This window comes from uncultured Aurantimicrobium sp. (assembly GCF_936931525.1).
Classification (GTDB): domain Bacteria; phylum Actinomycetota; class Actinomycetes; order Actinomycetales; family Microbacteriaceae; genus Aurantimicrobium.
This window is the reverse complement of record NZ_CAKZII010000146.1, coordinates 1-23,732: the sequence shown is the minus strand read 5'-3', so window position 1 is coordinate 23,732 and position 23,732 is coordinate 1. Positions and strand designations below refer to the sequence as shown.

At 55.2% G+C, this 23,732-nt stretch carries 29 protein-coding genes; 7 read left to right on the top strand and 22 right to left on the bottom strand.

Annotated elements, in window-relative coordinates; all coding sequences use genetic code 11:
* The 3 genes from Q0362_RS07240 to thyX form a co-directional block, all read right to left on the bottom strand.
* A partial coding sequence (locus Q0362_RS07240; protein ID WP_298121906.1) for a ribonuclease J occupies positions 1–1,351 on the bottom strand: 1,351 nt, incomplete at its 3' end.
* A gap of 70 nt (positions 1,352–1,421) precedes the next feature.
* Positions 1,422–2,399 (bottom strand): 4-hydroxy-tetrahydrodipicolinate synthase, encoded by a 978-nt coding sequence (dapA, locus tag Q0362_RS07235; RefSeq protein WP_298121903.1) that lies wholly within the window; start codon positions 2,397–2,399, stop codon positions 1,422–1,424.
* Between the two features lie 26 nt (positions 2,400–2,425).
* Positions 2,426–3,163 (bottom strand): FAD-dependent thymidylate synthase, encoded by a 738-nt coding sequence (gene thyX / locus Q0362_RS07230; protein ID WP_298121901.1) that lies wholly within the window; start codon positions 3,161–3,163, stop codon positions 2,426–2,428.
* 76 nt (positions 3,164–3,239) lie between these two features.
* On the opposite strand from thyX, the gene Q0362_RS07225 reads away from it, so the two are divergent.
* From Q0362_RS07225 to Q0362_RS07205, 5 genes are read left to right on the top strand one after another with little or no spacing between them, the layout of a single operon-like run.
* The gene (locus tag Q0362_RS07225) at positions 3,240–3,689 is read left to right on the top strand and encodes a thioredoxin family protein (protein ID WP_298121897.1); all 450 of its coding nucleotides are present in this window, start codon (positions 3,240–3,242) and stop codon (positions 3,687–3,689) included.
* A complete protein-coding gene (locus tag Q0362_RS07220; RefSeq protein WP_298121894.1) occupies positions 3,679–4,215 on the top strand; it encodes a DUF4395 domain-containing protein in 537 nt (178 codons plus the stop codon). Before Q0362_RS07225 ends, Q0362_RS07220 begins: the two co-directional genes overlap by 11 nt.
* Positions 4,216–4,261: 46 nt before the next feature.
* Positions 4,262–5,164: a TIGR01777 family oxidoreductase gene (locus Q0362_RS07215; protein WP_298121891.1), complete on the top strand. Its 903-nt coding sequence runs from the start codon at positions 4,262–4,264 to the stop codon at positions 5,162–5,164.
* 9 nt (positions 5,165–5,173) lie between these two features.
* Complete coding sequence (locus Q0362_RS07210; RefSeq protein ID WP_298121888.1) at positions 5,174–5,668, top strand: cation:proton antiporter regulatory subunit; 495 nt, start codon at positions 5,174–5,176, stop codon at positions 5,666–5,668.
* Positions 5,669–5,670: 2 nt separating this feature from the next.
* Entirely contained in the window at positions 5,671–6,882 is a 1,212-nt protein-coding gene (locus Q0362_RS07205) for a cation:proton antiporter (protein ID WP_298121886.1), read from the top strand.
* On the opposite strand, the gene Q0362_RS07200 is transcribed toward Q0362_RS07205, so the two are convergent.
* The 10 genes from Q0362_RS07200 to rpsP all read right to left on the bottom strand — a co-directional run bounded on the left by Q0362_RS07200 (position 6,833) and on the right by rpsP (position 13,356).
* The gene (locus Q0362_RS07200; protein ID WP_298121884.1) at positions 6,833–7,741 is read right to left on the bottom strand and encodes a tyrosine recombinase XerC; all 909 of its coding nucleotides are present in this window, start codon (positions 7,739–7,741) and stop codon (positions 6,833–6,835) included. The genes Q0362_RS07205 and Q0362_RS07200 overlap by 50 nt on opposite strands.
* A 15-nt stretch (positions 7,742–7,756) precedes the next feature.
* The gene (dprA, locus tag Q0362_RS07195) at positions 7,757–8,821 is read right to left on the bottom strand and encodes a DNA-processing protein DprA (RefSeq protein WP_298121881.1); all 1,065 of its coding nucleotides are present in this window, start codon (positions 8,819–8,821) and stop codon (positions 7,757–7,759) included.
* Positions 8,822–8,918: 97 nt separating this feature from the next.
* On the bottom strand, positions 8,919–9,242 hold the full coding sequence (locus tag Q0362_RS07190) for a DUF2469 domain-containing protein (protein ID WP_280794862.1): 324 nt from the start codon (positions 9,240–9,242) through the stop codon (positions 8,919–8,921).
* Between the two features lie 33 nt (positions 9,243–9,275).
* Positions 9,276–9,905: a ribonuclease HII gene (locus Q0362_RS07185; RefSeq protein ID WP_298121879.1), complete on the bottom strand. Its 630-nt coding sequence runs from the start codon at positions 9,903–9,905 to the stop codon at positions 9,276–9,278.
* Positions 9,906–9,910: 5 nt separating this feature from the next.
* Positions 9,911–10,636, bottom strand: a complete 726-nt coding sequence (lepB, locus tag Q0362_RS07180; protein ID WP_298121876.1) for a signal peptidase I — start codon at positions 10,634–10,636, stop codon at positions 9,911–9,913.
* A 131-nt stretch (positions 10,637–10,767) separates the two neighbouring features.
* Complete coding sequence (rplS, locus tag Q0362_RS07175; RefSeq protein ID WP_110233071.1) at positions 10,768–11,115, bottom strand: 50S ribosomal protein L19; 348 nt, start codon at positions 11,113–11,115, stop codon at positions 10,768–10,770.
* A 132-nt stretch (positions 11,116–11,247) separates the two neighbouring features.
* Complete coding sequence (gene trmD, locus Q0362_RS07170; RefSeq protein WP_280794865.1) at positions 11,248–11,943, bottom strand: tRNA (guanosine(37)-N1)-methyltransferase TrmD; 696 nt, start codon at positions 11,941–11,943, stop codon at positions 11,248–11,250.
* Complete coding sequence (rimM, locus tag Q0362_RS07165; RefSeq protein ID WP_298121870.1) at positions 11,944–12,534, bottom strand: ribosome maturation factor RimM; 591 nt, start codon at positions 12,532–12,534, stop codon at positions 11,944–11,946.
* Between the two features lies 1 nt (position 12,535).
* Entirely contained in the window at positions 12,536–12,772 is a 237-nt protein-coding gene (locus Q0362_RS07160) for an RNA-binding protein (protein ID WP_110233068.1), read from the bottom strand.
* A 5-nt stretch (positions 12,773–12,777) separates the two neighbouring features.
* Positions 12,778–13,356, bottom strand: a complete 579-nt coding sequence (rpsP, locus tag Q0362_RS07155) for a 30S ribosomal protein S16 (protein WP_298121867.1) — start codon at positions 13,354–13,356, stop codon at positions 12,778–12,780.
* Positions 13,357–13,568: 212 nt separating this feature from the next.
* Between rpsP and Q0362_RS07150 the strand changes: the two genes are divergently transcribed.
* A complete protein-coding gene (locus tag Q0362_RS07150; protein WP_298121865.1) occupies positions 13,569–14,069 on the top strand; it encodes a 2-phosphosulfolactate phosphatase in 501 nt (166 codons plus the stop codon).
* A gap of 3 nt (positions 14,070–14,072) precedes the next feature.
* On the opposite strand, the gene msrB is transcribed toward Q0362_RS07150, so the two are convergent.
* The 7 genes from msrB to thiL form a co-directional block, all read right to left on the bottom strand.
* Positions 14,073–14,471, bottom strand: coding sequence for a peptide-methionine (R)-S-oxide reductase MsrB (msrB, locus tag Q0362_RS07145; RefSeq protein ID WP_298121863.1), 399 nt, complete (start codon positions 14,469–14,471; stop codon positions 14,073–14,075).
* A gap of 21 nt (positions 14,472–14,492) precedes the next feature.
* On the bottom strand, positions 14,493–16,046 hold the full coding sequence (gene ffh / locus Q0362_RS07140; protein ID WP_298121860.1) for a signal recognition particle protein: 1,554 nt from the start codon (positions 16,044–16,046) through the stop codon (positions 14,493–14,495).
* Between the two features lie 12 nt (positions 16,047–16,058).
* Positions 16,059–16,928 (bottom strand): signal recognition particle-docking protein FtsY, encoded by an 870-nt coding sequence (gene ftsY / locus Q0362_RS07135; protein WP_298121909.1) that lies wholly within the window; start codon positions 16,926–16,928, stop codon positions 16,059–16,061.
* 456 nt (positions 16,929–17,384) lie between these two features.
* Positions 17,385–17,867 (bottom strand): pantetheine-phosphate adenylyltransferase, encoded by a 483-nt coding sequence (gene coaD, locus Q0362_RS07130; RefSeq protein ID WP_298121857.1) that lies wholly within the window; start codon positions 17,865–17,867, stop codon positions 17,385–17,387.
* A gap of 44 nt (positions 17,868–17,911) precedes the next feature.
* Positions 17,912–20,122 (bottom strand): ATP-dependent DNA helicase RecG, encoded by a 2,211-nt coding sequence (locus tag Q0362_RS07125; RefSeq protein WP_298121854.1) that lies wholly within the window; start codon positions 20,120–20,122, stop codon positions 17,912–17,914.
* A 26-nt stretch (positions 20,123–20,148) separates the two neighbouring features.
* Positions 20,149–20,715, bottom strand: coding sequence for a 16S rRNA (guanine(966)-N(2))-methyltransferase RsmD (rsmD, locus tag Q0362_RS07120; RefSeq protein WP_298121852.1), 567 nt, complete (start codon positions 20,713–20,715; stop codon positions 20,149–20,151).
* Positions 20,712–21,719, bottom strand: coding sequence for a thiamine-phosphate kinase (gene thiL / locus Q0362_RS07115; protein WP_298121849.1), 1,008 nt, complete (start codon positions 21,717–21,719; stop codon positions 20,712–20,714). Before thiL ends, rsmD begins: the two co-directional genes overlap by 4 nt.
* Before the next feature lie 23 nt (positions 21,720–21,742).
* Here thiL and Q0362_RS07110 point away from each other — a divergent pair, with 23 nt between their 5' ends.
* Entirely contained in the window at positions 21,743–22,225 is a 483-nt protein-coding gene (locus Q0362_RS07110; protein ID WP_298121847.1) for a DUF3515 domain-containing protein, read from the top strand.
* 3 nt (positions 22,226–22,228) lie between these two features.
* Here the strand turns inward: Q0362_RS07110 and Q0362_RS07105 are convergent, their stop codons facing one another.
* The gene (locus Q0362_RS07105; protein ID WP_298121845.1) at positions 22,229–23,326 is read right to left on the bottom strand and encodes a D-alanine--D-alanine ligase family protein; all 1,098 of its coding nucleotides are present in this window, start codon (positions 23,324–23,326) and stop codon (positions 22,229–22,231) included.
* Positions 23,229–23,732: NAD(P)H-dependent glycerol-3-phosphate dehydrogenase (locus tag Q0362_RS07100; RefSeq protein WP_366099786.1), on the bottom strand; the 504-nt coding region annotated here is incomplete at its 5' end. The genes Q0362_RS07105 and Q0362_RS07100, both read right to left, overlap by 98 nt.

The following is a 23,732-nucleotide window of genomic DNA, read 5'->3' as shown; positions in this document are numbered from 1 at the left end:
AACCGTCAACATAGACATAACCAATGTCGAGCTGACCAACAACACGTGCAATGCCATCCTTGAGGTCAATGACGGTGCCGTCTTCGCCCAAAATAGTGCGGTGTGCATCTACGCCTGAGTCGATAGCGAGGTTTGCGTTCGCAACGAGGTGGCGGTATTCACCGTGAACGGGGAAAACGTTCTTCGGCTGCAGAATGTTGTAGCAGTAGAGCAACTCCCCTGCCGCCGCGTGACCTGAAACGTGAACCTTGGCATTGCCCTTGTGGACGACCTTCGCACCAAGCTTGGTCAAACCATCAATGACTCGATAGACGGCATTCTCGTTTCCTGGAATCAAGCTGGAAGCCAGGATGACGGTGTCTCCAGGACCAACCTCAATCTGGTGTTCCAGGTTTGCCATGCGAGCCAGGACAGCCATCGGTTCACCCTGTGAACCAGTGGACATATAAACCAGACGGTCATCAGGAAGATCAGCAGCCTTCTTGGCGTCAATGATGGTTCCTTCAGGAACTTCGAGATAACCCAGCTCACTAGCAATACCCATGTTGCGCACCATGGAACGGCCCATCAATACCACGTGACGATTGTTTGCCACCGCCGCATCAATGACCTGCTGAACGCGGTGAACGTGGGAAGAGAAGCTAGCAACAATGACTCGGCGCTTAGAACGGTGAATCACACTTTCCAGCACGGGACCGATTTCACGCTCGAGCGGGGTAAAGCCGGGAACGTCCGCATTGGTGGAGTCAGGCAAGAACAAGTCGACGCCTTCTTCACCGAGGCGTGCGAATGCACGCAGGTCGGTGAGGCGACCGTCAAGAGGGAGTTGATCCATCTTGAAGTCACCCGTGTGAAGGACAAGGCCTGCTTCGGAGCGAATAGCAATAGCCAGAGCATCAGGAATGGAGTGGTTGACGGCAACGAACTCCAGTTCATAAGGACCGAATTGTTCCTTATCGCCCTCTTTAACCTGCAGTGTGTAGGGCTGGATGCGGTGCTCTTTGAGCTTGGCTTCGATGAGAGCAAGGGTCAGACCAGAACCCACCAAAGGAATGTCATTCTTCAAACGAAGAAGGTAGGGAACAGCACCAATGTGATCTTCGTGACCGTGCGTGAGCACGATGGCAAGCACGTCATCCATGCGGTCACGGATGTAGCTGAAGTCAGGAAGGATGAGGTCCACACCAGGCTGGGTCTCTTCGGGGAAGAGCACACCACAGTCCACAACAAGCAACTTGCCGTTGAGTTCGTAGACGGTCATGTTGCGACCAATCTCCCCCACTCCTCCGAGTGGGACAACGCGCAGCGTTCCGTTTTCTAATACAGGTGGGTCAAACAGTTCGTTAGGCATATTCCTCTTACGAGCATGGATCCTGAGGATCCGTATTCACGCCCTGGCGGATGCCCTGACGAGTGTGGCGCTACCTAGTAGTGCCGGCGATTTTGGGCAATGCTCCGCCAGCGGCGGCATTGCGGTCGGGGCGGAAGTTAGAGAAGTCAAGACCAGCGACAGCGCCCACGAGAGAAATCTCGTCTTCGATCTTGGCTGCTTCCCATTCCTCTGGACCGACGAGGGGAAGACGCACACGTGGGCTGCCAATGTGTCCTAGACCGTGCAGGACATACTTAGCGGCAACAGTTCCAGGAACGTGAGTCATCAGTGCTCGAACCAGTGGTTCAAGTGCCTTGTGCTCTGCAGTTGCCGCAACGAGGTCGCCGCGGTTCACTGCGTCAACCATGGCGCGGTAAGGAGCAGGGGCAACGTTTGCGGTGACACCGATCAAGCCAGATGCACCAATAGCCATGTGAGGAAGCACGTTGGCATCATCACCAGAGAAGTACAGCAAGTCAGTCTGGTTCAGCACACGGCTGACTTCACTGAAGTCACCTTTAGCATCCTTCACCGCAACAATGTTGGGGTGCTTTGCCAAGCGGAGGATGGTTTCATACTGAATCTGTATACCTGATCGGCCTGGGATGTCATACATGATGAACGGCAGGTCTGTCGCGTCTGCAACCATGCGGAAGTGGGTGAGCACACCAGCTTGGGTGGGCTTGTTGTAATACGGAGTGACCGCCATGATGCCGTCAGCACCAGCTTTGGCACTTTTCTTTGCCAGCTCAATAGCGTGAGCGGTTTCGTTCGAAGGACCACCCATGATGATCTTGGCGCGGTTACCCGCAACCTTCTTGCCAACCTCTACGAGCTTGACCTTTTCATCGTCGGTCAGAGTTGAGGTTTCACCTGTGGTGCCCGTGACAACAATGCCATCAGCACCGTTGGAGACAACGTAGTCGATGTGTCGCTCAACATCGTTCCAGTCCACTTCACCATCAGCGGTGAACGGAGTTACGAGCGCGACAAGTACTTGTCCGAAGGGGTTTTCTGGGGTAGCCACAGATTAAGCGTATCTAAAGCCGAAGATTACGGCGAAACGCGGCCGTGCTCATTGAACGCTGAGTAGGTCAGCGGCATGAGCTTGGCCCACTCGTCTTCCATCTTTTCAGCGACCATTTCGATTTCGCGCTGAGGGAAGGAAGGGAAGTGGGTGCCTTCACGCTTGGTACGCAATGACAGGAAGTTCATCAGCGAGCGCGAGTTCATGGTCACGTACATCGAGGAGTATGTAGCCACGGGAAGAACACCGCGTGCTACTTCACGAGCAATTCCAGCTTCAAGCATGCGCTCGTATTCTTCATACGCAACTGTTACTGCGCGCTTGGTTGCTTCCTGAGTCAGAGCGGTCTGCTCTGGGGTTCCAGGAATGAAGTCATAGGCGCCAGGCTTACCCACCTGAATCAGGTTGCGGTCAACAGCGGGCACATAGAAGACAGGGTTGAGTTCACGGTAACGAGCGGACTCTTCGTTGTAGGAAGCAATGCGGTGACGCATGAATTCACGGAAAACGAAAATTGGTGCCTGCACATAGAACGTCATCGAGTTGTGCTCGAAAGGAGAACCGTGGCGGTCACGCATCAGGTAGTTGATCAGACCCTTGTCGCGCTTCTCATCTTCCGCACGTGACTCAGGAGTGTGCATGGACTCTTCAAGAGTCTGCTCTCCCTGGGTCGACACACGTGCAGCAAAAAGCACATCGGAGTCGTGGGCGCTCGAGCGCACCAATTCAACAGTTACATCTGAACGAAATTCAATCTCAGCCACGGATAAAACCTTACCCGTCGTCACGTTACGTCACACTCGGCACGACGGGGTTGAGGAGAAATAGTCTGTAATAACTATGGACCTCTCACTCATCCTTCTGCTGATCGGCGGACTCATCGTGGTTTCCACCGCGCTGGGCCTGATCATCAAAGCAGCTGAAGGTCGCGTGAAGAAGCAGGATGGCCTCACCAGAATTGATCCCTCGGCATTAGGTGAGGGAATTGAATTCGGCAAGATCGGAACTTTGCTGCAGTTCAGTTCTGAGTTCTGCACCAAGTGCCCTGGCACCAGGAAATACCTCGAGCAGGTGGCGAAAGATCACCCCGGCGTCTCCCACGTCGATGTTGACCTCACCAACCGTCAAGACCTGGCTCAACAGTTCAACATTCTGCAAACCCCCACCACGTTCATCCTCGATGACAGCGGCGCCATCGCCGCTCGCATCGGTGGATCACCACGTCCCGAAGCAGTCACCGCTGGTTTGGAAATCGCTATCAAGAGAGAACACGACAGCTATGTCATCTAACAAGCCCAACCCCCTCGCCGCCAAGCCCGGAACCAAGGGCGTTGACCCTCGTGGTCCACGCTTTGGCGCGACCATCACTTTGATCACCCTCACCGTGGAGTTGATCTTCCTGCTGGCAAACCCTGAGGCACTCTCCAGCAGCAACTCTCTGGCCCAGAACTTCGCCACCCCCGCAGGCATCCTGTTGACCTACATCACTGCCATCTTCGCAATCGGCGCATTCGCAGGCATTGCGAAGCACCCCTATGGCGCTATCTTCAAGGCCGTGGTTCGCCCCCGCCTGTCGGCTCCCACTGAGCTCGAAGATCCCAAGCCACCCACATTCGCTCAGCTGATTGGCTTCATCATTTCTTTGGCAGGTTTGGTCTTTGCTGTGTTGGGTCTGACCACTGGAGCAATCGTTGCCGTGGCATTCGCCTTTGTGGCAGCCTTCCTCAACTCAGTATTTGGCTACTGCCTCGGCTGCCAAATCTATGTGTTGCTGGTGCGCGCCGGTATCGTGGGACGCGGAAGCGCTTCCGCCTAACTCACACTTTTTCGAGCCACGGCCGCTTCCTGAATTGGAGGCAGTCGTGGCTCGTTCGTTAACCGTGCTCATAGCGGGTGGTACCGGCATGATCGGAACTGCACTGACGGCTGAGCTCAAGAGTTCCGGCCACAAAGTACTTCTACTTTCTCGATCTTCTGGTTCTAACCGCATCCTGTGGAACCCCGAGTCTGCACCCTTGGACCTTGACGCAATTGCGGCGGAGTACGGTGCTGTCGATGCCATTGTGAACCTTGCAGGTTCTTCGATTAGCAAGATGCCATGGACTGCCAAGACCAAGCACGGAATTCTTTACTCACGCTTAGCAGCAACAACCACCATCGTGGATGCAATAGAAACGGCCACAAAGAAACCACAGGTGCTCATCAATGGTTCAGCTGTGGGTTTCTATGGCAACCGCGACAATGAAGTCCTGACAGAGCAATCACTCCGTGGCGATGGTTTCCTCTCTGATGTTGTGGTCTCGTGGGAAGCAGCAGCACAGCCAGCTGAAAAGTACACCCGTGTTGCCTATGCACGCACCGGTTTAGTTCTTGGCAAGAAGGGTGCCCTAGGTCCGCTGCGGCTTCTTAATTCTTTCTTTGTTTCAGGCCCGCTTGCTGGCGGTAAAGACTGGTGGCCCTGGATCAGTCTGCGCGATGAAGCCCGCGCACTGGCATTCCTCATTGAGAACGAGATCTCCGGTCCGGTCAACCTCGTTGCTCCCAACCCCGCAACGTCTGGAACCCTCATGAAAGCACTGGCGAAGCTCATGAGCCGTCCCTATTGGTTCCCCGCACCCGGCTTCGCTATCTCCCTCGTATTGGGGCAAGCAGGTCGTGAACTACTTCTTTCCAGCCAAAAGATCTCTCCTGAAGTTCTATTAAGTTCAGGTTTCACTTTCCTCGATTCAGACGTATCGGAAGGTCTGCACTCAGCACTGAGATAACGTGGAGGCATGGGTGTACGCATCGAAAAAATTGACCTCCCTGGCTTTGGTGTTCGTCACGACGTCGTGACGCAAGCTGGCCAGCACATTGGTGTCCTGAGCTTCCGCGACGGTCACCGTGAAGTTGCTCTTTATGACCCCGAAGATCCAGACGCCATTCTCGGCTCTGTCGCTCTGACCGGTGATGAGGCAGCAGCACTCTCCGACCTGCTCGGCCATGCTGCACTGCTGAGCCAGCTCTCTGGCTTGGGGAGCGGAACAATTGGTCTCTTCACCGAGCAGCTTGTCCTGCCAGCAGATTCCCGTTTCCTTGATCGCCCCCTCGGTGACACGCAAGCACGCACTAAGACTGGAACATCTATCGTTGCCATCTTGCGCGGCAAAGATGTCATTCCTTCGCCAACCCCCGCAGAAATCCTCCGCTTGGATGATCTCATCGTTGCGGTAGGTACTCGCGAAGGTCTCGACAAGCTCGACAAACTTCTGGCGCACAGTCAGGTCTAGGTATGCACGACGAGACCTGGATGCTGATTGAGGTAGGAGCATTGCTCCTGGGCCTCAGTCTGCTCGGGCGCCTCGCCATCAAGTTCGGTCAATCCCCTATCCCCCTCTACATGACGGCGGGGTTGGTATTTGGCTCCGGTGGCATTCTTCCCTTGCAGGCAAGTACTGACTTCCTCAGCTCAGGAGCTGAGCTCGGAGTCGTGCTGTTACTTGTCATGCTCGGTTTGGAATATTCACCCACAGAGTTGGTGGGCAACCTCAAGTCATCTGCTCGGGCAGGTATTTGGGACGGACTACTCAATGCCATCCCTGGCGCTGTGTTTGCTTTGGTCTTGGGTTGGGGACCTATCGCTGCCCTCGCCATGGCAGGTGTGACATGGGTTTCGTCCTCCGGTGTCATTGCAAAGGTCCTCAGAGACTTGGGTCGCTTGGGTAACCGCGAAACGCCGATTGTTCTCTCTGTCCTCGTGCTCGAGGACTTAGCCATGGCGTTCTACCTGCCCATCCTCTCGGCTGTTGTTATTGGTGCCAGCTTGCTCCAGGGAGCAATCACTGTGGCGATCGCAGTCGGCTCGGTTTCCGTAGTGCTCTATCTGGCCGTTCGCCACGGAAAGAAGCTCTCCCGCATCTTCCACTCAGAACAGCCTGAAACCCTGTTGATGGGTGTTCTAGGACTCACCATGTTGGTGGCTGGTCTCGCCTCAGAAGTACAGGTCTCCGCAGCTGTAGGTGCATTCTTGGTGGGCATCGCACTATCTGGTCAAGTTGCCCACAACGCTGAGAAGCTACTTGCTCCCCTGCGTGATCTCTTCGCAGCTATCTTCTTCGTCTTCTTTGGTCTCACGACGAACCCCGCAGACATTCCTGAAGTCTTCTTCCCTGCGCTGATCCTCGCTGTGGTCACCATGAGCACCAAGGTGCTCACCGGTTATCTGGCAGCAAAACGAGCAGGTATCGGTCGCCCAGGTCGATGGCGTACTGGACTAGCTCTGATGCCACGTGGTGAGTTCACTGTCATCATTGCTGGTCTCGCCGTCTCTGCCGGCGTTCAGCCACTGATTGCACCACTTGCTGCTACCTACATGCTCATCACCGTGATCTCAGGACCTGTCCTGGCACGCATCACGGACACTGCTTGGTTCAAGCAGCAGATGAAAGCAGCAGCTAAGCGCGAGGGTGCGCTTGCTGGTAGCTCGACGTCAGTCGCTCCATAGAGACGTGAGTGTAAATCTGAGTCGTGCCCATGCTGGCGTGACCAAGCATTTCCTGCACAATACGCAGGTCTGCACCGCCATCAAGTAAATGCGTTGCTGCGGTGTGACGCAGTGCATGCGGACCAGCAGGTCCGCTGCCACCTAAGGGTTCAAGAAGCGACGCAACGAGTCCATACACGGCACGCGTACTGAGTTTGCCGCCACGTGCTCCAACAAAGAAAGCCACGGTCGCAGGCTTGCCTTCAACCAAGTTCTTCCGCGAACGAGTGAGATAGTCCGTAATCGCAGAAGCTGCCGGAATGCCGAATGGGACAACCCGTTCTTTCGAACCCTTACCCATCACTCGGACAGTGAGGCGATCGAGGTCGACGTCTCCCATATTCAATCCCACTAGTTCTGACACTCGCAGTCCTGAGGCATAGAGCAGTTCAATGAGGGCGAGATCTCGCAGGGCAAGCGGTTCACCTTCACTGGCGTTGTCGACGAGGTGTTCAAAGATTTCGTCGAGTTGAGGCATCGAAATAACTCGAGGTAGGGATTGATCCGCTTTGGGCGACTTGAGTCTGGCTCCGGCATCATTCTCAGAAATACCCTGTCGTCGCATCCACGCTGTGAAGCTTCGAACACTGGCCGAACGCCGTGCGAGTGTTGTCTTACTCAGTCCAGTTTGAGCAGATTCATAAAGCCAGTCTCGGAGGAACTCGAGGTTGATTCCCTCCAGAGTTTTCACATTCCGACGTTCGGCATAGCTCGCCAGATCTCTGAGGTCTGACGAATACGCCTTGATGGTGTGCTCGGAATAGCCACGCTCAGCGCCCAGATAGGCGATGAAGCCGTCTAGGGCACTCTCAAGCTGCATAGGTTCAAGAATGCCTCACTCTTGTGCTTCTGCACGCTCTGACTCGCTTAGAGCTGGTGGCTGGCCAGGCAGCAGCTCCAACATCTCTGAAGCTGTCGTGACGCAGACGGCGTCATATTCACGCAGCAATCTATGACACCCAGCTGAAGCAGCGCTGGTTACTGGACCAGGAACAACTCCGAGAGGTCGCCCCAATGTTGCGGCATGGTTTGCCGTGTTGAGAGAGCCCGAGCGCCACCCTGCTTCCATCACTACGGTGGCCTGGCTGGAAGCAGCGATCAAACGATTGCGCAACAGAAACCTCCACTTCGTGGGCGCATACCCACAAGGGGCTTCTGCGAGCACCACGCCAGATTCCATGATCCTGCCCAATAGGGCATCATGCCCGCTGGGATAGAAGCGATCCACTCCACCAGCAAGAAATGCCATGGTTGTTCCACCCACTGCCAACGCTGATCGATGGGCCATGCCATCGATGCCGTATGCGGCACCAGAAACAATCGACACCCCAGATTCAGCAATGGCAGAAACGGTCTCCATCGTCACATGTTCGCCATATCCGGTTGAAGCACGTGAACCGACAACGGCAAGAGAATTCTCAAAGTTACGAAGCGCTGAGTATTGGCCACGACCCCAGAGAACCAATGGTGCATGCATCCCCAAATCGTTGAGCCCCTCAGGCCATAGTTCTTGTTCAGGAGTGATGAGAAATGCTCCAAGTTTGGCCGCATGCGCCACCGCATTCAGCGCATCTCCTGAATTGAGCCGCGGTAGCCATCGAGCAATACCCTCGGCGAGATCTTCCTCGAACTGAGCTGGTTCAATCTCAAGTTCATCGAATTCTTCGTATTCCTTGACGATCTCATCAGCACGGAAATGATCAATAAGAAACTGGAGCGCCCGCTCTGGCCCAAAGATACTGATGAGTCGACCGGCGACCCTGTCGCCCGGTTCAATTAATGTGCTCCAAGCGGCACGAGCAAACCCTGTTGCCAGCTGTTCTTGTGTCATTTCGCCCGGCATCACCTGCTGCATGTTCTCTTCAACAGCCAGGCTGGGCAATCCACAAATTGTTGTCATGATGACCTCCGAAGAGAATCATCAACTCAACACAGGATCATGAACCCATAGAGAAACTTAGATGTGGCCGAGTTCACTCCGCCACAACTGTGGAGGACTACTCGTCGAGAGCGAGTTCCTTCGGGAGTTCAAACTCCTTTGAGGAGAGCTCCTCAACGTTCACATCCTTGAACGTCAATACACGCACGCTCTTGACGAATCGGTCAGCGCGGTAGACATCCCAAACCCAGACGTCACTCATTGTGAGTTCAAAGTAGAAATCATGTTCAGCATCGATGCGCTTCACGTCGACCTCGTTGGCGAGATAGAAACGACGTTCCGTCTCGATCACATAGGAGAACTGACCAACAACATCACGGTATTCGCGGTAGAGCGCAAGCTCGGCCTCGCGGTCGTAGTCGTCGAAGTCTTCTTCATCCATGGTGAGTCAATCCTACGTCTAAGAGTTGAACTCTTACTTCACCCAACTAGCACGGTGATAGGGAGTCAACCCGATGGTCTTGATTGCTTCCAAGTGCACGGCAGCGCCATAACCCTTGTTCGATGCCCAGCCATATTCAGGGTGCTGGGTATCGAGTGAAACCATGAGCTCATCACGGGTCACTTTCGCCACAATGGATGCCGCGGAAACAACAGCACAATCCTGGTCGGCCTTGACCCGAGTAATGACCGGAAGTTTGCTCGATAGGGCAGGGTTCAACCAATCGTGCGCGCCATCAAGGAGCACTGTTGCTTCTCCAACCGGGATACCTGCTTCATGGAGTTGGATGAGCGCCCTGCGCGCGGCAAGCCCCAAACATGCCGTGATGCCTAGTTCATCTATCTCGGCAGCTGACGCCTCTCCCACGGCCGTGGGAGCCCAGTCACGAACTTCGGGGAACAACGAGATGCGCTTCTTTTCAGAGACAAGCTTGGAATCACGCAGACCCGCTGGAAACTCTGTAATTCCAGGTCTCAGTGCGCACACTCCCACCATGACCGGTCCGGCCATCGCTCCACGACCGACTTCATCGATACCGATGATGAGCGTGGAGCCCGAAGCAAAAAGTTCCTGCTCGACTTCGAGGGTGGGTTCAGCAGGCATGAAAATTACTTTGTGGTTGTGGCGTCAGGAACGTCAGCGAAGACTTCGGGGTAGTTGGAGAGCCAACCCCAGTGACTCATGGGCCAGCTCAAGACAAACGCTCGTCCCACAACATTGTCCATCCCGACGAAACCGCCACCGGGCTTATCAGTGTTGTAGCGAGAGTCTTTGGAGTTGTATCGGTTGTCGCCCATCACAAAAAGTGAGTTCTCGGGAACTGTGACGTTGAAGTCGATAGCTGAAGCCCGAGTCTCCCCCGCAGGAATGGTGATGTATGGCTCAGAGATGGGAACACCGTTGACAATGATTTTGCCGTCTGCAGAGCAGCACTGAACCGTGTCACCTGGCAAACCAATCACTCGCTTGATGAGGTGATCATTGCTATCTGGCGAAGCTAGACCAAAAAGCGAAAGAACCCATTCGGTTCCGGCTTGGATTCCCGTGACCTCCACAGGAGGTCTGGCGGGAAGCCAGCCACCAGGATCTTTGAACACCACGATGTCACCGTGGTCCACCGCAACTGCCTTGGGAACGAGCTCATTGACGATGACACGGTCATCGATCTGGAGGGTTTGCTCCATTGAAGAAGAAGGAATAAAGAACGAACGAACAAGGAACGTCTTGACCAGGAAAGAGACCAGGATCGCAATTCCAAAGATGACAAGAACATCACGCAGAAACAGCAACACCGAGCGCATGGGGGCTCGTCGTGTGGGTGGTGCATCTGTCATGAATGTGTATCTCTCTTCTGCTTCTCAAGTCTAGGTTGCGCATTCCGACAAAAGCCTGAGTGGTGCATAAGAAACACCGCAGGGAAAACAAAAGACCCCCGGGAGAACCGGGGGTCTGATGGGAAGTCGACTTAGAAGTCGCGCTTCTCTTTGATCTTTGCCTTCTTACCGCGGAGGTTGCGCAGGTAGTAGAGCTTCGCACGACGTACGTCACCACGTGAGACGAGCTCAATGTGGTCGATAACGGGCGAGTGAACGGGGAACTTACGCTCCACGCCTACCTGGAAGGAAACCTTACGAACGGTAAAGGTCTCGCGAACGCCTTCACCGGAGCGACCGATAACAACACCCTGGAAAACCTGGATACGAGAGCGGTTACCTTCGATGATGTTTACGTGAACCTTTACGGTGTCACCGGCGCGGAATTCTGGAATGTCGCTACGCAGCGATGGTGCGTCTACAGCGTCAAGAATGTGCATGATTTATCTCAATCTGTACAAGCCACAGGTCTCATACGTGAATGATGAAAAGTAATTGTGCTGTGTTGTAAGTCTCAGTGCCCCCTGTGGCAGGGTAAGACCAACGGCACAAGATTCAATTCTGCCAGAGATTTACTCAGGAAGTAAATCGGGGCGAATAGCTTTGGTGCGTTCTAGCTGCTGTTCGTGACGCCATGTGGCAATTGCGCCATGGTTTCCTGAAAGCAATACAGGTGGAACTTCCAATCCACGCCACTCGGCAGGCTTGGTATAGCTGGGATATTCCAGCAATCCGTCTTCGTGACTTTCTTCCACCAAAGACTCAGGATTGCCCACCATGCCTGGAATCAAGCGGCCTACGGCCTCAATCATGGCCAGAGACGCTACTTCCCCGCCGTTGAGCACGTAGTCCCCCAGCGAAATGGGGCGCACTCGAATGCGGCTAGCAAAGTGATCGCTCACACGCTGGTCAATACCTTCGTAACGGCCACAGGCGAAGATGAGCTGCTCTTCTTCAGCCAGTTCTTTCGCTACAGCCTGAGTGAACTGCTCCCCCGCAGGTGAAGGCACAATCAGCACAGGTGTCTTGGAGCTTTCGGGATCCGCCAGAATCGCATCCAGAGTGTCACCCCAGGGCTCAGGCTTCATCACCATGCCGGCTCCGCCCCCATAAGGAGTGTCATCGACGGTACGGTGCTTGTCGGTGGTCGCATCACGCAGGTCGTGCACGCGGGTGTCAATCAAGCCAGACTGTCGTGCCTTGCCTAGGAGTGAAACATCGAGAGTGCCGAAGAACTCCGGAAAGATCGTGACGATGTCGATGCGCATTTAAGCCTCGGAGGAGCCCTCAGTAGGAGTTTCGTCATCCTCGTCTTCAGGAAGCTCTTCGAAGAGTCCGCCCGGAGGAGTCAGGGTCACAATGCCCTTGTCGATGTCAACCTCGGGAACGATGGCCTTGACGAAAGGAACCATGACATCGCCGTTTGCAGTCTTGATCACCAATAGGTCCTGCGCAGGGAAGTGATCCACACGAGCAACTGTTCCCACTTCAACTCCGTCACGCACAGCCTTGAGGCCAGTGAGCTGGTGGTCATACCAGGCTTCGGGATCATCAGGAAGGACAGTGGTGTCGTGCTCAACCCAGAGGATGGCCTTGATCAAAGACTCTGCCGCAGTGCGGTCGGGAACATCCTTGAAGAAAGCTACGGGGTGGCTGTTGTACCAGCGAAGTTCGATCAGCTCAATGTTCTTGCCGTGCCAGGGAGATTCTTCCGGCACCTGAACAGAGAAAATGGCCCCGGGAACAAAGCGCTTCTCGGGCTCATCTGTATAGAGCTCGACCTTGATAGCACCTTTGAGGCCGTGGGCCTTGGTGAGACGACCTACGCGAAGTTGGGTCTGTCTAGATTCAGCGGTCACTTTAAGCGTCGGTGTCGACGACGTCGACACGAACGTTGCGACCATCAGCCAGGGCGTTCACAACAGTGCGAATGGCCTTGGCAGTGCGGCCTGAACGGCCAATAACGCGGCCAAGGTCCTCGGGGTTCACATGAACCTCGAGGACCTCACCACGATTGTTCGAACGCACAGCAACCTTCACGTCATCGGGGTTCTCTACGATGCCCTTGACGAGGTGCTTGACTGCTGATGCGAGCATGTTGGTTAGGCCTGTTCCTCGCCAGCTGCTTCTTCAGCAGCCTCAACGATTTCCTCAGCCTCGGCAACAACCTCAGCTGCTACCTCTTCAACAACAGCTTCAGCTACAGCCTCTTCGACGATTGCTTCAGCAACTGCCTCGACTACTGCTTCTTCAACTGCTGCTTCAACAGCGGCCTCTACGACGGCTTCTTCAGCAGCTTCAACAGCTGCCTCTTCCTTCTTAGGTGCCTTCTCAGTCTTGGGTACGAGAACTGGCTTCTTCTTGGTGTCGACAACGAATGCAGCCTTGGGCTCAGCAACCTTGATGGTGCTCTTTGCATTCTTGTCGCCCTTGAAGATTCCCCAGTCACCGGAGAGCTTCAGAAGTGCTTCTACCTGCTCGGTTGGCTGTGCGCCAACGGAGAGCCAGTACTGAGCACGGTCTGACTTGACCTCGATGAACGAAGGGTTCTCGGTGGGGTGGTACTTACCGATCTCCTCGATAACACGACCATCGCGCTTGGTGCGCGAGTCGGCTACGACGATGCGGTAGTAAGGTGCACGGATTTTACCCATGCGCTTCAAACGAATTTTGACAGCCACAATTCTCCTGTGAGTGATGTGTAACGGATGAACTGACGACCGTGAGCGTGGGGGCACACTCGGTACAAGCTCTAAGGGTTTCGGCACATATCTGATTAGAGGGTCGGATATGAGTCGAACTCGACTTCCTATTCTGGCAGGTTTGAGCCCTAATTGGCTAATCGAGAGGGAAAATCAGCAGGTATGTTTGAAGAAACCAGTCCAGGAGAGAAATGAACAGACCCCACTACCAAGTGATGTGCACCTGGGGGCTCTCAGGTTCACAACGGTTAAGCGTGAACCCTGATGTTGTGATTTGGGTTAATGCACTGTCTCAATCAGCGCCTCTCCCCCTCCAACTGGATTCATTCCCCGGGGACAGCAAGGTCTTGGTCGGCTCATACTTTGATGCGTTTGCGGTTGCAGATTGGGTGGCAAACTACCAATTAGAGCAACAAAGACGGGTCATTGTGTTGATTGTCTGCTCAGATGCAGAAACACACAATGTGGCAGATGAGCTAGCTGCCGGAGCGATCATTGAACGACTCGCACAACAAGGCCTCGATGCCATGAGCCCCGAAGCTGCAGTTGCAAATGCTGCCTTTAGTCAGCTTCGAAATGCGGCAGCTCACCTCATCGCCGCTTCAGAGCAAGCTCAAAACATAACTCTCAGAGATGATGAGCTTGTACTCAATGAATCACTCACGTCTGCAGATGTGAGAGTGCTGAGGTAATACTTATTCGGCCTCAAAGTTGAGAGCTATAGAGTTCATGCAGTAACGGTCACCCGTCGGAGTTCCAAAACCGTCAGGAAAAACGTGACCTAAGTGTGAACCACACCCCGCACAGAGGACCTCGGTTCGGATCTGACCCAGACTTGCATCTTCACGAAGTTCAACAGCTTCTGGACGAACAGATTCATAGAAGCTAGGCCAGCCACAGCCGGAATCGAACTTGGTTCCTGCTTTGAATAGCTCATTTCCACACGCCTTACAGGTGTAGAGACCTGCACGCTTTTCATCCAAGAGCTCACCTGTCCAAGGTCGCTCGGTTGCAGCTTGACGCAGCACCGCGAACTCTTCCGCACTGAGTTCAGCGCGCCACTGGTCTTCGGACTTATCTACTGAATAGCTCATTGCTTCTCCTGGATGAGTTAATTAGCCCTTGCCCAGCATCTTCTGCAGAGCTTCGAGTTCTTCAGGGCTTGGACCGCCTGCAGTGCCTTGGTTACCCAGGCCAAAACCGCCACCATTTCCGGGCTTGACTCCACCGGCAGCAAGTGCAGCGTTTTCCTGAGCACGCTTGGCAGGGTTTCCAGACTTGGAGCCCTTCTTCTTAGCAACCTGCTTCTTGCCACCGTGACCCATAGCACCCATGGGGCCCATGCCGGGAATCTGAGGCATTCCACCCTTTGCAACGGTCTTCATCATCTTGGCGGCCTGCTCAAAGCGGTTAACCAGCGCGTTGACCTCGGTCACGGTCATACCGGAACCCTTGGCAATACGTAAGCGGCGTGAACCGTTGAGAAGCTTGGTGTTCTGACGCTCAGCCTTCGTCATCGATTGGATGATGGCTTCGGTTCGAACGAGTTCCTTCTCATCGAAGTTCTCGAGCTGCTCCTTCATGGCGCCTGCACCAGGAAGCATGCCGAGCATCTTCTTCATGGAGCCCATGTTCTTGAGCTGCTGCATCTGCTTGAGGAAGTCCTCAAGGGTGAAGGAATCGGTGGCGAACTTCTCTTGAAGTTGAGCCGCTTCCTTCTCATCGAACGCTTCTTGCGCCTGCTCGATCAGGGTGAGGATGTCACCGAGGTCGAGAATACGGCTGGCCATGCGGTCTGGGTAGAAAGGCTCGAAGTCTTCAAGGTTTTCACCCGTGGAGGCAAACATGATGGGGCGTTCGGTCTCAGAAACTACAGAGAGGGCAGCACCACCACGGGCGTCACCGTCAAGCTTGGTGAGCACAACACCCGTGAAGTCCACGCCTTCTTGGAAGGCCTGTGCTGTGGCAACAGCATCCTGGCCGATCATGGCGTCAATAACAAAGAGAACTTCGTCAGGGTTGGTGGCCTTACGAATATCCGCTGCCTGCTTCATCAGCTCAGCATCAACACCCAGGCGTCCGGCGGTGTCAATGATGACTACGTCGTATTGCTTGTCGTTGGCAAACTTGATGGAATCTTTCGCGACCTTGACCGGATCTCCCACGCCATTTCCTGGCTCGGGTGAGTAGACAGCCACTCCGGCGTTCTTACCGACAACCTCGAGCTGTTGAACAGCGTTGGGACGCTGGAGGTCACAAGCGACCAGAAGTGGCGTGTGCTTGTCCTTGGCGAGGTATTTGGCTAGCTTTCCTGCCAGGGTCGTTTTACCTGCACCCTGCAAACCAGCCAACATGATGATGGTCGGCGGCTTCTTGGCGAATTCAAGACGACGCTGTGCACCACCAAGGATGGTGACGAGCTCTTCGTTCACGATCTGAACAACCTGCTGGGCAGGGTTCAAAGCCTTGTTGACCTCGTCGCTGAGGGCACGTTCACGAACATCGTTCGTGAACTTCTTGACCACATTGAGCGAGACGTCGGCGTCCAGCATGGCGCGACGAATCTCGCGCAGAGTGCCGTCTACATCTGCGGGGGAAAGTTTTCCCTTACCGCGGAGGTTTTTGAGGGACTCAGTAAGACGCGTGGAGAGTGTGCCGAAGGTTGCCATAACCCCTCTAGCCTAGCCAACGAGCTGGGCTGCGAAGGCGTGTGGCGTGAAGCCCATCAAGTCATTGATGCCTTCGCCATTACCCACCAGCTTCACCGGAATACCTGTGCGCTCCTGAACGGCAAGAACAAAGCCACCCTTGGCAGAGCCATCCAGCTTGGTGAGAACCAATCCGGTCACACCAGCGTGCTCAAGGAAGGCTTCTGCCTGAGAGAGACCGTTCTGGCCTGTTGTGGCATCTAGAACCAGAAGAACCTCAGAAATAGGGGCCTGCTTCTCAATCACGCGGCGGATCTTGGAAAGTTCATCCATCAGACCACTCTTGGTCTGGAGGCGACCGGCGGTGTCGATAATGACTATCTCGGTGCCCTTGTTGATTGCCCATTCAATGGTTTGGTAGGCCACTGCAGAAGGATCCTGACCTTCCATCTGGGGCTTGACAACATCTACCCCGGCACGCTCTGCCCAGGTTGCGAGCTGATCAACAGCGGCAGCACGGAACGTGTCTGCTGCACCAACCACAACGCTCTTGCCGGCGTTAGAGATGTATTTGGCCACCTTGCCAATGGTGGTGGTCTTACCCACACCGTTGACCCCTACAACCAAAATCACAGCAGGACGTTCACTGAGCTTGAGGGTGGTGTCGAATTTGTTCAGGCGGTCTTCGATTGCTTCACGCAACAAACGAATGAAGTCATCGGGGTCTGTGGTGCCAAACTTGGCCACATTGGCACGCATGACTTCGATGAGCTCATCGGTGATATCGGGGCCAAAGTCAGCAGCAAGAAGGGTTTCTTCCAGCTCTTCCCACATGTCCTCGTCGATAGCTGCGCGACGAGGAACTTTGGCAGCAGGCTTTGCCTTTGCAGGCTTTGTAGCCACTACTGGAGCTGGAGCAGGCTGTGCAATGACTGTCTCTTCGACAACTTCGTGAACAGGCTCTGGCTCAGCCACGACTTCAGGTTCAGGAGTTGGCTCAGGAACTACCTCAGTAATGGGTTCCGGAACAACAACGTCAGGCTCAGCAACTGGCTCAGCAACTGGCTCGGCTACTGGCTCGGCTACTGGCTCAGGTTTTACTTCAGCAACTGGTTCTTCAACGACAACATCGACAGGCTCAACAACCTTGTCAGGTGCGGGCTTCTTTTCTGCCTTGGGCTTGTCAACAACTGCTTTAGGTGCAGGTGCTACCTCGCGCTCAACCTCTTCATTTCGAGGAAGCGAGGGGACATCGTCAAAGATGTCCTCGACTGTGTCATCTGCGTCACCGCGCGCAAAGAGCCCTTTGAGCTTGGCGCCTAGCGACCAGCGTGATTTTTCAGCCATAGATACAGCGTATTAGGCGCCTTGGAGATACTGTGCCACGACGTGGGGAACGTAGGGACGAACATCTCCACCGAGCGAGGCAACCTGACGCACCAGTGAGCTGGAAACGTAGGAGTGGCCAGGCTCTGGCATGAGGAAAATGGTCTCCATGCCGGCCAGGTTACGGTTCACCATAGCCATGGGAGTTTCGTAGGAAATGTCGAGCTGGGTACGAATGCCCTTGATCAAGACGGTTGCGCCCACGTCAGAGCAGTAGTCCACGAGAAGACCCATACTCCAGGATGCGACAACGACGTTGTCACTCAAGCCTGCTTCTTCGATTGCTTCTTCGATCAACGTGACACGTTGAGCAATCGGGAGCAGCGCATGCTTATCCGGGTTGTGCACCACGACAACGTGAACTTCATCGAAGAGCTTTGTTGCTCGAGCAATGACATCCATGTGACCGAGGGTGATCGGGTCAAACGAACCAGGGACTACGGCGATCCTGCGCATGTCTCCACCCTACGCACCAAACAGGCGTCTGGGCAGGCAAAATGCTAGTTTTTGTCCAAGAAATCGCGTTCACTTTCACTGAGTCGACGCGAGATGGCCTGAGCAAGCACTGGGTGGCCAGCAAATCCTGGATCTGAGGCAAGAATCTCTGCAGCCGCATCACGGGCATCCATGATGACATCGCCATCTCGTGCTGCGCGAAGTAACCGCAGGGATGAGCGCCCACCGGACTGGCTCGTGCCCAGCACGTTACCTTCACTGCGCAGCTCAAGGTCAATTCGAGCCAGCTCAAAACCATCAGTGGTGCTTGCCACTGCCTCCACGCGTTCATAAGCATTAGTTCCAGGCTGGGCATGGGTCACAAACAGTGCCAGACCGGGCACTCCCCCTCGTCCCACACGTCCACGGAGCTGGTGCAATTGAGAGACGCCGAATCGGTCGGCATCCATCACAACCATGGTGGAGGCGTTGGGCACGTCCACGCCCACTTCAATGACGGTGGTGGCGACAATGACATCGATGTCGCCTGCGGAGAAGGCCTGCATGACTGCGTCCTTGTCATCGCTGCTCATCCGGCCATGCAATTCTGCAATGCGGCGCTTGCTCAGTAAGGGGTGCTCACGCACCAGCGCAGAAATGGACTCAACTGAAGCTTTCTCTGGCTTCACAACTTCTGGATCGAGTTCAATGTCATCTTCGACGAGAGCGTCAAGGTCATCTTCGGGTGCCCCTGCGGCATCGATGGCAGGGCAGACCACAAAGGCTTGCCTGCCAGCAACAAGTTCTTCCTCGACACGTTCCCACACCCGTGAAATCCAGGTGGGGTGTTCGGCGAGCGCAACAGCATGACTGGTGATTCCGGCACGGCCTGCAGGCAACCCTGCAATGACAGAGACATCAAGGTCTCCAAAGACCGTCATTGCCACGGTGCGGGGAATGGGCGTTGCGGTGAGGACAAGGACGTGAGGGGTGAGTTCTGTCTTCACGCGCAGTGCCTGACGTTGCTCAACACCAAAGCGGTGCTGTTCATCGACAACAACGAGGCCTAAGTCAAAGAACTCGACTTTGTCGCTGAGTAGAGCATGTGTGCCAATGACAATGCGTGCCTGTCCAGAGACTGTGCGCAGCAGTGCCTGGCGCTTGGCAGCAGCGGGGAGCTGTCCTGTAATCAACGTAGGCATCAGCGCAGCAGAGAGATCAGGCCCCAACATATTCGTAATGGAGCGCAGGTGCTGGGCTGCCAGAACTTCTGTAGGCGCCAGCAAGGCTGCCTGGCCGCCAGAGTCGGCCACCTGCAGCATTGCTCGCAGCGCCACCAACGTCTTCCCTGATCCCACCTCCCCCTGAACAAGTCTGTTCATGGGGTGAGTTGATTGCAGGTCTTCTGCTATCTCGGCACCGGTCGTGAGCTGATCCTCGGTGAGCGTAAAGGGCAGGCGCGCATCGAGTTGTTCGAGATAACCACCTACCTTGGGCGCTCGAGGGGTTGCTGCCTGAGCTTTGGCTTTTGCCCGCTGGTCCAGCAGGGTTGCCTGGAGCACAAAGGCTTCCTGGAAGCGGAGAGTATCTCTAGCCTTCTGCCAGTCTGAATCTGTCTCTGGCTGATGAATCTTGAGAATGGCCTCGTTCAAACTGAGCAGCTTGCGCTCATCCCTCACCTCTGCCGGAACAGGATCCGGAAGCTCAGCCCCTCCACGGACGGTGGCAAGCACAATCTCCATCACTTTGGCGATCTGCCAACTGGCTAGTGTGCTGGTGGCGGGATAGATCGGGATGGGCTGCAGTGCCCACTTGGCAGCATCTTTGTCGGCAGAGTCGCGCTCATCTTCACCATCGAAGAGTTCATAGTCCGGGTGGGCCAACTGCAGAGCACCGCGATAGGCACCCACCTTGCCGGCAAAGATTCCTCGTACCCCTGCCTTGAGGTCTTTTGCTCGCCATGCCTGGTTGAAGAAGGTCAGGGCCATGATGCCACCGGAGCGACCGTCAGTGATGCGCACTTCCAGAATAGATCCTTTACGCGCGCGCATCGGGCGCTCACGAACATCCAAAACTTCGGCCACGATGGTGACGTTCTCATTCAAAGGAACGTCATTGATTGCAGTGAGCTCGCCACGGCGGGCATAGCGTCTGGGATAGTGAGCAAGCAGGTCGCCTACAGTTCGAATGCCGAAGGCTTTCTTCAAAGCTCCCGCAGTCTTGCTGCCCACCACTGGCTCAAGTGCTGCATCGAGCAGGGCATCAGAGCTGGGCATACCCCCAGTTTATGGTCGGGGTCGGACTAGACCCTCGAGATCCAGTGGATAGTCGTTTCCCCATAGGCCTTGGACTTATCCAACTCGAGAAGAGCAGGAAGTTCAGGCAGTCCAGTTCTGGTGCTGCGTTCAAGGACGACCTCTGCATCCTCAGCAAGGTGTGGAACTAGAAGTTCAAGGGCGTGGGTCACCTCAGCCTCGCTGAGCTCATAGGGAGGGTCAATGAAGACGATGTCGAAGAGTTCTGATTGTGGGTTGCCCAGATATGCGGCTACCGAAGCAATCACCACTCGAGTGGAGAGCGCATCGAGCTTGCCGGCCCCACGAATGAGTTCTGCATTTTCTCGAAGAAGAGATCCTGCCTGAGGATTCTTCTCCACCATGGTCACGCTCACAGCACCGCGGCTTAGCGCTTCCAATGCCAGTGCACCAGTGCCGGCAAAGAGATCCAGCACACGGGCACCGTCGATCACATCTCGAGCTTCCAGCGCAGAAAAGATAGCTTCGCGCACGCGGTCACTTGTCGGACGCGTCCCGTTCTTGGGCACTTTGAGTTCACGCGAACCAGCAAAGCCAGAAATGATGCGGGTCACGAGAGTTCCCCATTCCAGCCGGTGTAGGGATTCCACCCATTCTCTGGAAGTGCACCTTCACCCATGTTCACGTGAGGCTTCTCGTCTTCAGCACAAGCCACCACGTGACCTAGTGGAGTAAATCCAGGAGGAAGAGCCACATCTGCTGGGAATGTCATAAGCAAGGCATGGTCTTCCCCGCCATAGAGAATGGCCTGGCGAGCACGAGCAGCATCAACACCAGCCTCAATACCCAGATGTGCTGCCAGATCATCCAGAGCACTCTCGTCGAGAACAATCACCACATCACTAGCCGCAGCAATACGCCCGGCATCCATGATGAGCGAGTCGGAGATATCCATGGCTGAAGTTGCACCACCAATAGAACCGGCAACTCCTTGAGAAATGGGAGGCCAGGGAGCGAGCTGAGCAGAAAGTAGCAATGGGTTCGTTGTTTCTTTCTCTCCCGCAAACAGCGCAGCTAAACCAAGTCCCGCAAGGCCGAGGCGGCCAGTGACCGCAACAATATCGCCGGGCTTGGCTCCTGAGCGAAGCAGTGGCTGACGGCCTTCTAGATCGCCGAATGCGGTGACGCTGATGGTAAGAGTGTTGGAGACCGACAAGTCTCCCCCAACCACACCGCAGCCTGGCGCAAGTTCGAGGCACGCATCGTGGAGACCTTCTGCAATCTGCTCCAAGAAAGATACTTCTGTGTCTTGTGGAGCAGCAATGGAAACCACCATGCCGGTTGGTCTAGCTCCCATGGCAGCAACGTCAGAAAGATTTGTGGCAGCTGCCTTGATGCCGAGTTGGTGAGGTGTAGACCACTCCAGGCGGAAGTCCGGACCGTGGACCATCATGTCGGTGGTGATGACAAAGCGGCCATCGGGAGCCTGCATTACAGCGCAGTCATCGCCGGGGCCCACGATTGTGAAATCGGATTGAGGTAGGCGAGGAAATATGCGAGCGAGGATCGCGGATTCGGACACATCTGCCACGGTCGCGTTCACAGGAATTTCACTCACCCTCTCACGGTAGCCTGAAGAGGATGAATATTCGCACTCGAGCACTCGCCTTCGGCACACTTTCTGCTGTGCTGGGGCTATCTTTGGTTGGTTGTGCTGGTCAAGTGCCCATGACCGCAGCTCCAGATGCGAATAATCCAGAATGCGCGAACGTCACGGTTCGCCTTCCCGACACGGTCGCAGAGCTCCCCAAACGCGAAACAAACGCTCAAGCTACAGGTGCATGGGGATCACCAGCTGCTGTGCTGCTGACCTGCGGTGTAGAAGTACCTGGCCCCTCGTTACTCCCCTGCGTCTCCATCAACGATGTTGACTGGATTGAGGACGATTCAGAAGCTCCGCTCTACCGCTACACAACCTATGGCCGCACTCCAGCCGTTGAGGTAGTCATCGATTCAGACGCCGTGAGTGGAACGACAACACTTGTGGATCTTGGCGCAGCCGTCAGTGTGCTTCCGAGCACGTCGAAGTGCACAGACCTCGCTGACGTCTTCAGCGCGAACTAAGTCTTAGTCTTCTGCGTGGTGGGCAAGTGCCACCTGGATGAGCTCATCAATGAGCTCGGGATAGCTCAGTCCTGTTTCCTGCCAGCATCTGGGGAACATCGAGATGGGCGTGAAACCTGGCATGGTGTTGATCTCGTTGAGCACGAAGCCGTCTTCGGTCAGGAAGAAATCAACACGGGCTAAACCAGCTCCATCGATAGCCTCAAAGGCACGGATACTCAAGCGCTGGAGTTCTGAAAGCTCGTCTGCACTCAGCGGAGCTGGGCAGACCAGGTCGATACCGTCAGCTCCGAGGTATTTAGCTTCAAAGTCATAGAACTCTCGGCCAGAAACGACAATCTCTCCCGCAACAGATGCACGTGCTGGCTGGCCAGGCATTCCCTGAAGCACAGCACATTCCACCTCGCGACCGACAATGCCCGCCTCGATCAGCACGTGATCATCTTCGAGGAACGCCGTGTCCATGGCAGCTGCGAACTGATCCCAGTTCGACACTTTCCCCACGCCCACGCTGGAACCAGCGCGTGCAGGCTTGATAAAGACAGGTAGCGGCATTTGTTCTGCCATGGCACGAATGGCCTGGGGACGCTTGTGCCAGTCATAACGCTTGATGGTGCGCCACGGAGCAACCTCAATACCTGCAGCTTGCAGAACAGTCTTGGTGAAGTGCTTGTCCATGCCCAGGCTTGAAGCGAGAACCCCGGAACCGACATAAGGCAGACCAAACAGCTCCAGCATTCCTTGGATGGTGCCATCTTCTCCAAATGGTCCATGCAAAATGGGGAATACAACGTCCACGTTGCCCAGTGAGCGATCGACGCCATCACCAGAAACCCAGAGCTCACTGGAGTCGGCTGATTCTGGCCAGATAATTCTGGTGCCATTGTCTTCAACTTCTGGCAACTGGCCAGGGCGAAGAACGTAGTCGTCAGGGTTAGCGCTGGCTAACGTGAATGCACCGTCTTTTGTGATGCCGATAGGCACCACGTCATAACGGTCAGTGTCAATCGCCTGAAGGACTCCCCGGGCTGTCGCGCAGCTGATTGAATGCTCGCTTGAGCGCCCCCCAAACAACACCGCCACCACGAGCTTGGTAGTCATCGAGGCTCCTTTCGCCCTGAGGCTCATCCGTATCCGTTGTGAGGTGAGGTGCAATGTCCTTGGGGTCGAGCGTACCCGCCAAAACCTGGCTCACCTGCTCGACAATAGGCATGTCTACTTCACGAGCACGAGCAAGTGTCAGCACTGGAGCAACCGAGGCGAGACCTTCAGCGGTTTGCTGCATCTGGTTGGTGACTTCCTTGAGGGTGTAACCCTGACCGAGAAGGCGTCCTGCAGTGTTGTTACGCGACAGAGGAGACTCGCAGGTAGCAATGAGGTCACCCAGGCCAGCAAGTCCTGCCAGGGTTTCTGCCTGTGCTCCGTATGCAACAGCGAAGTCAGTCATTTCGGCCAAACCACGGGTGATGATTGAGGCCTTGGTGTTGTCGCCATAGCCCACACCATC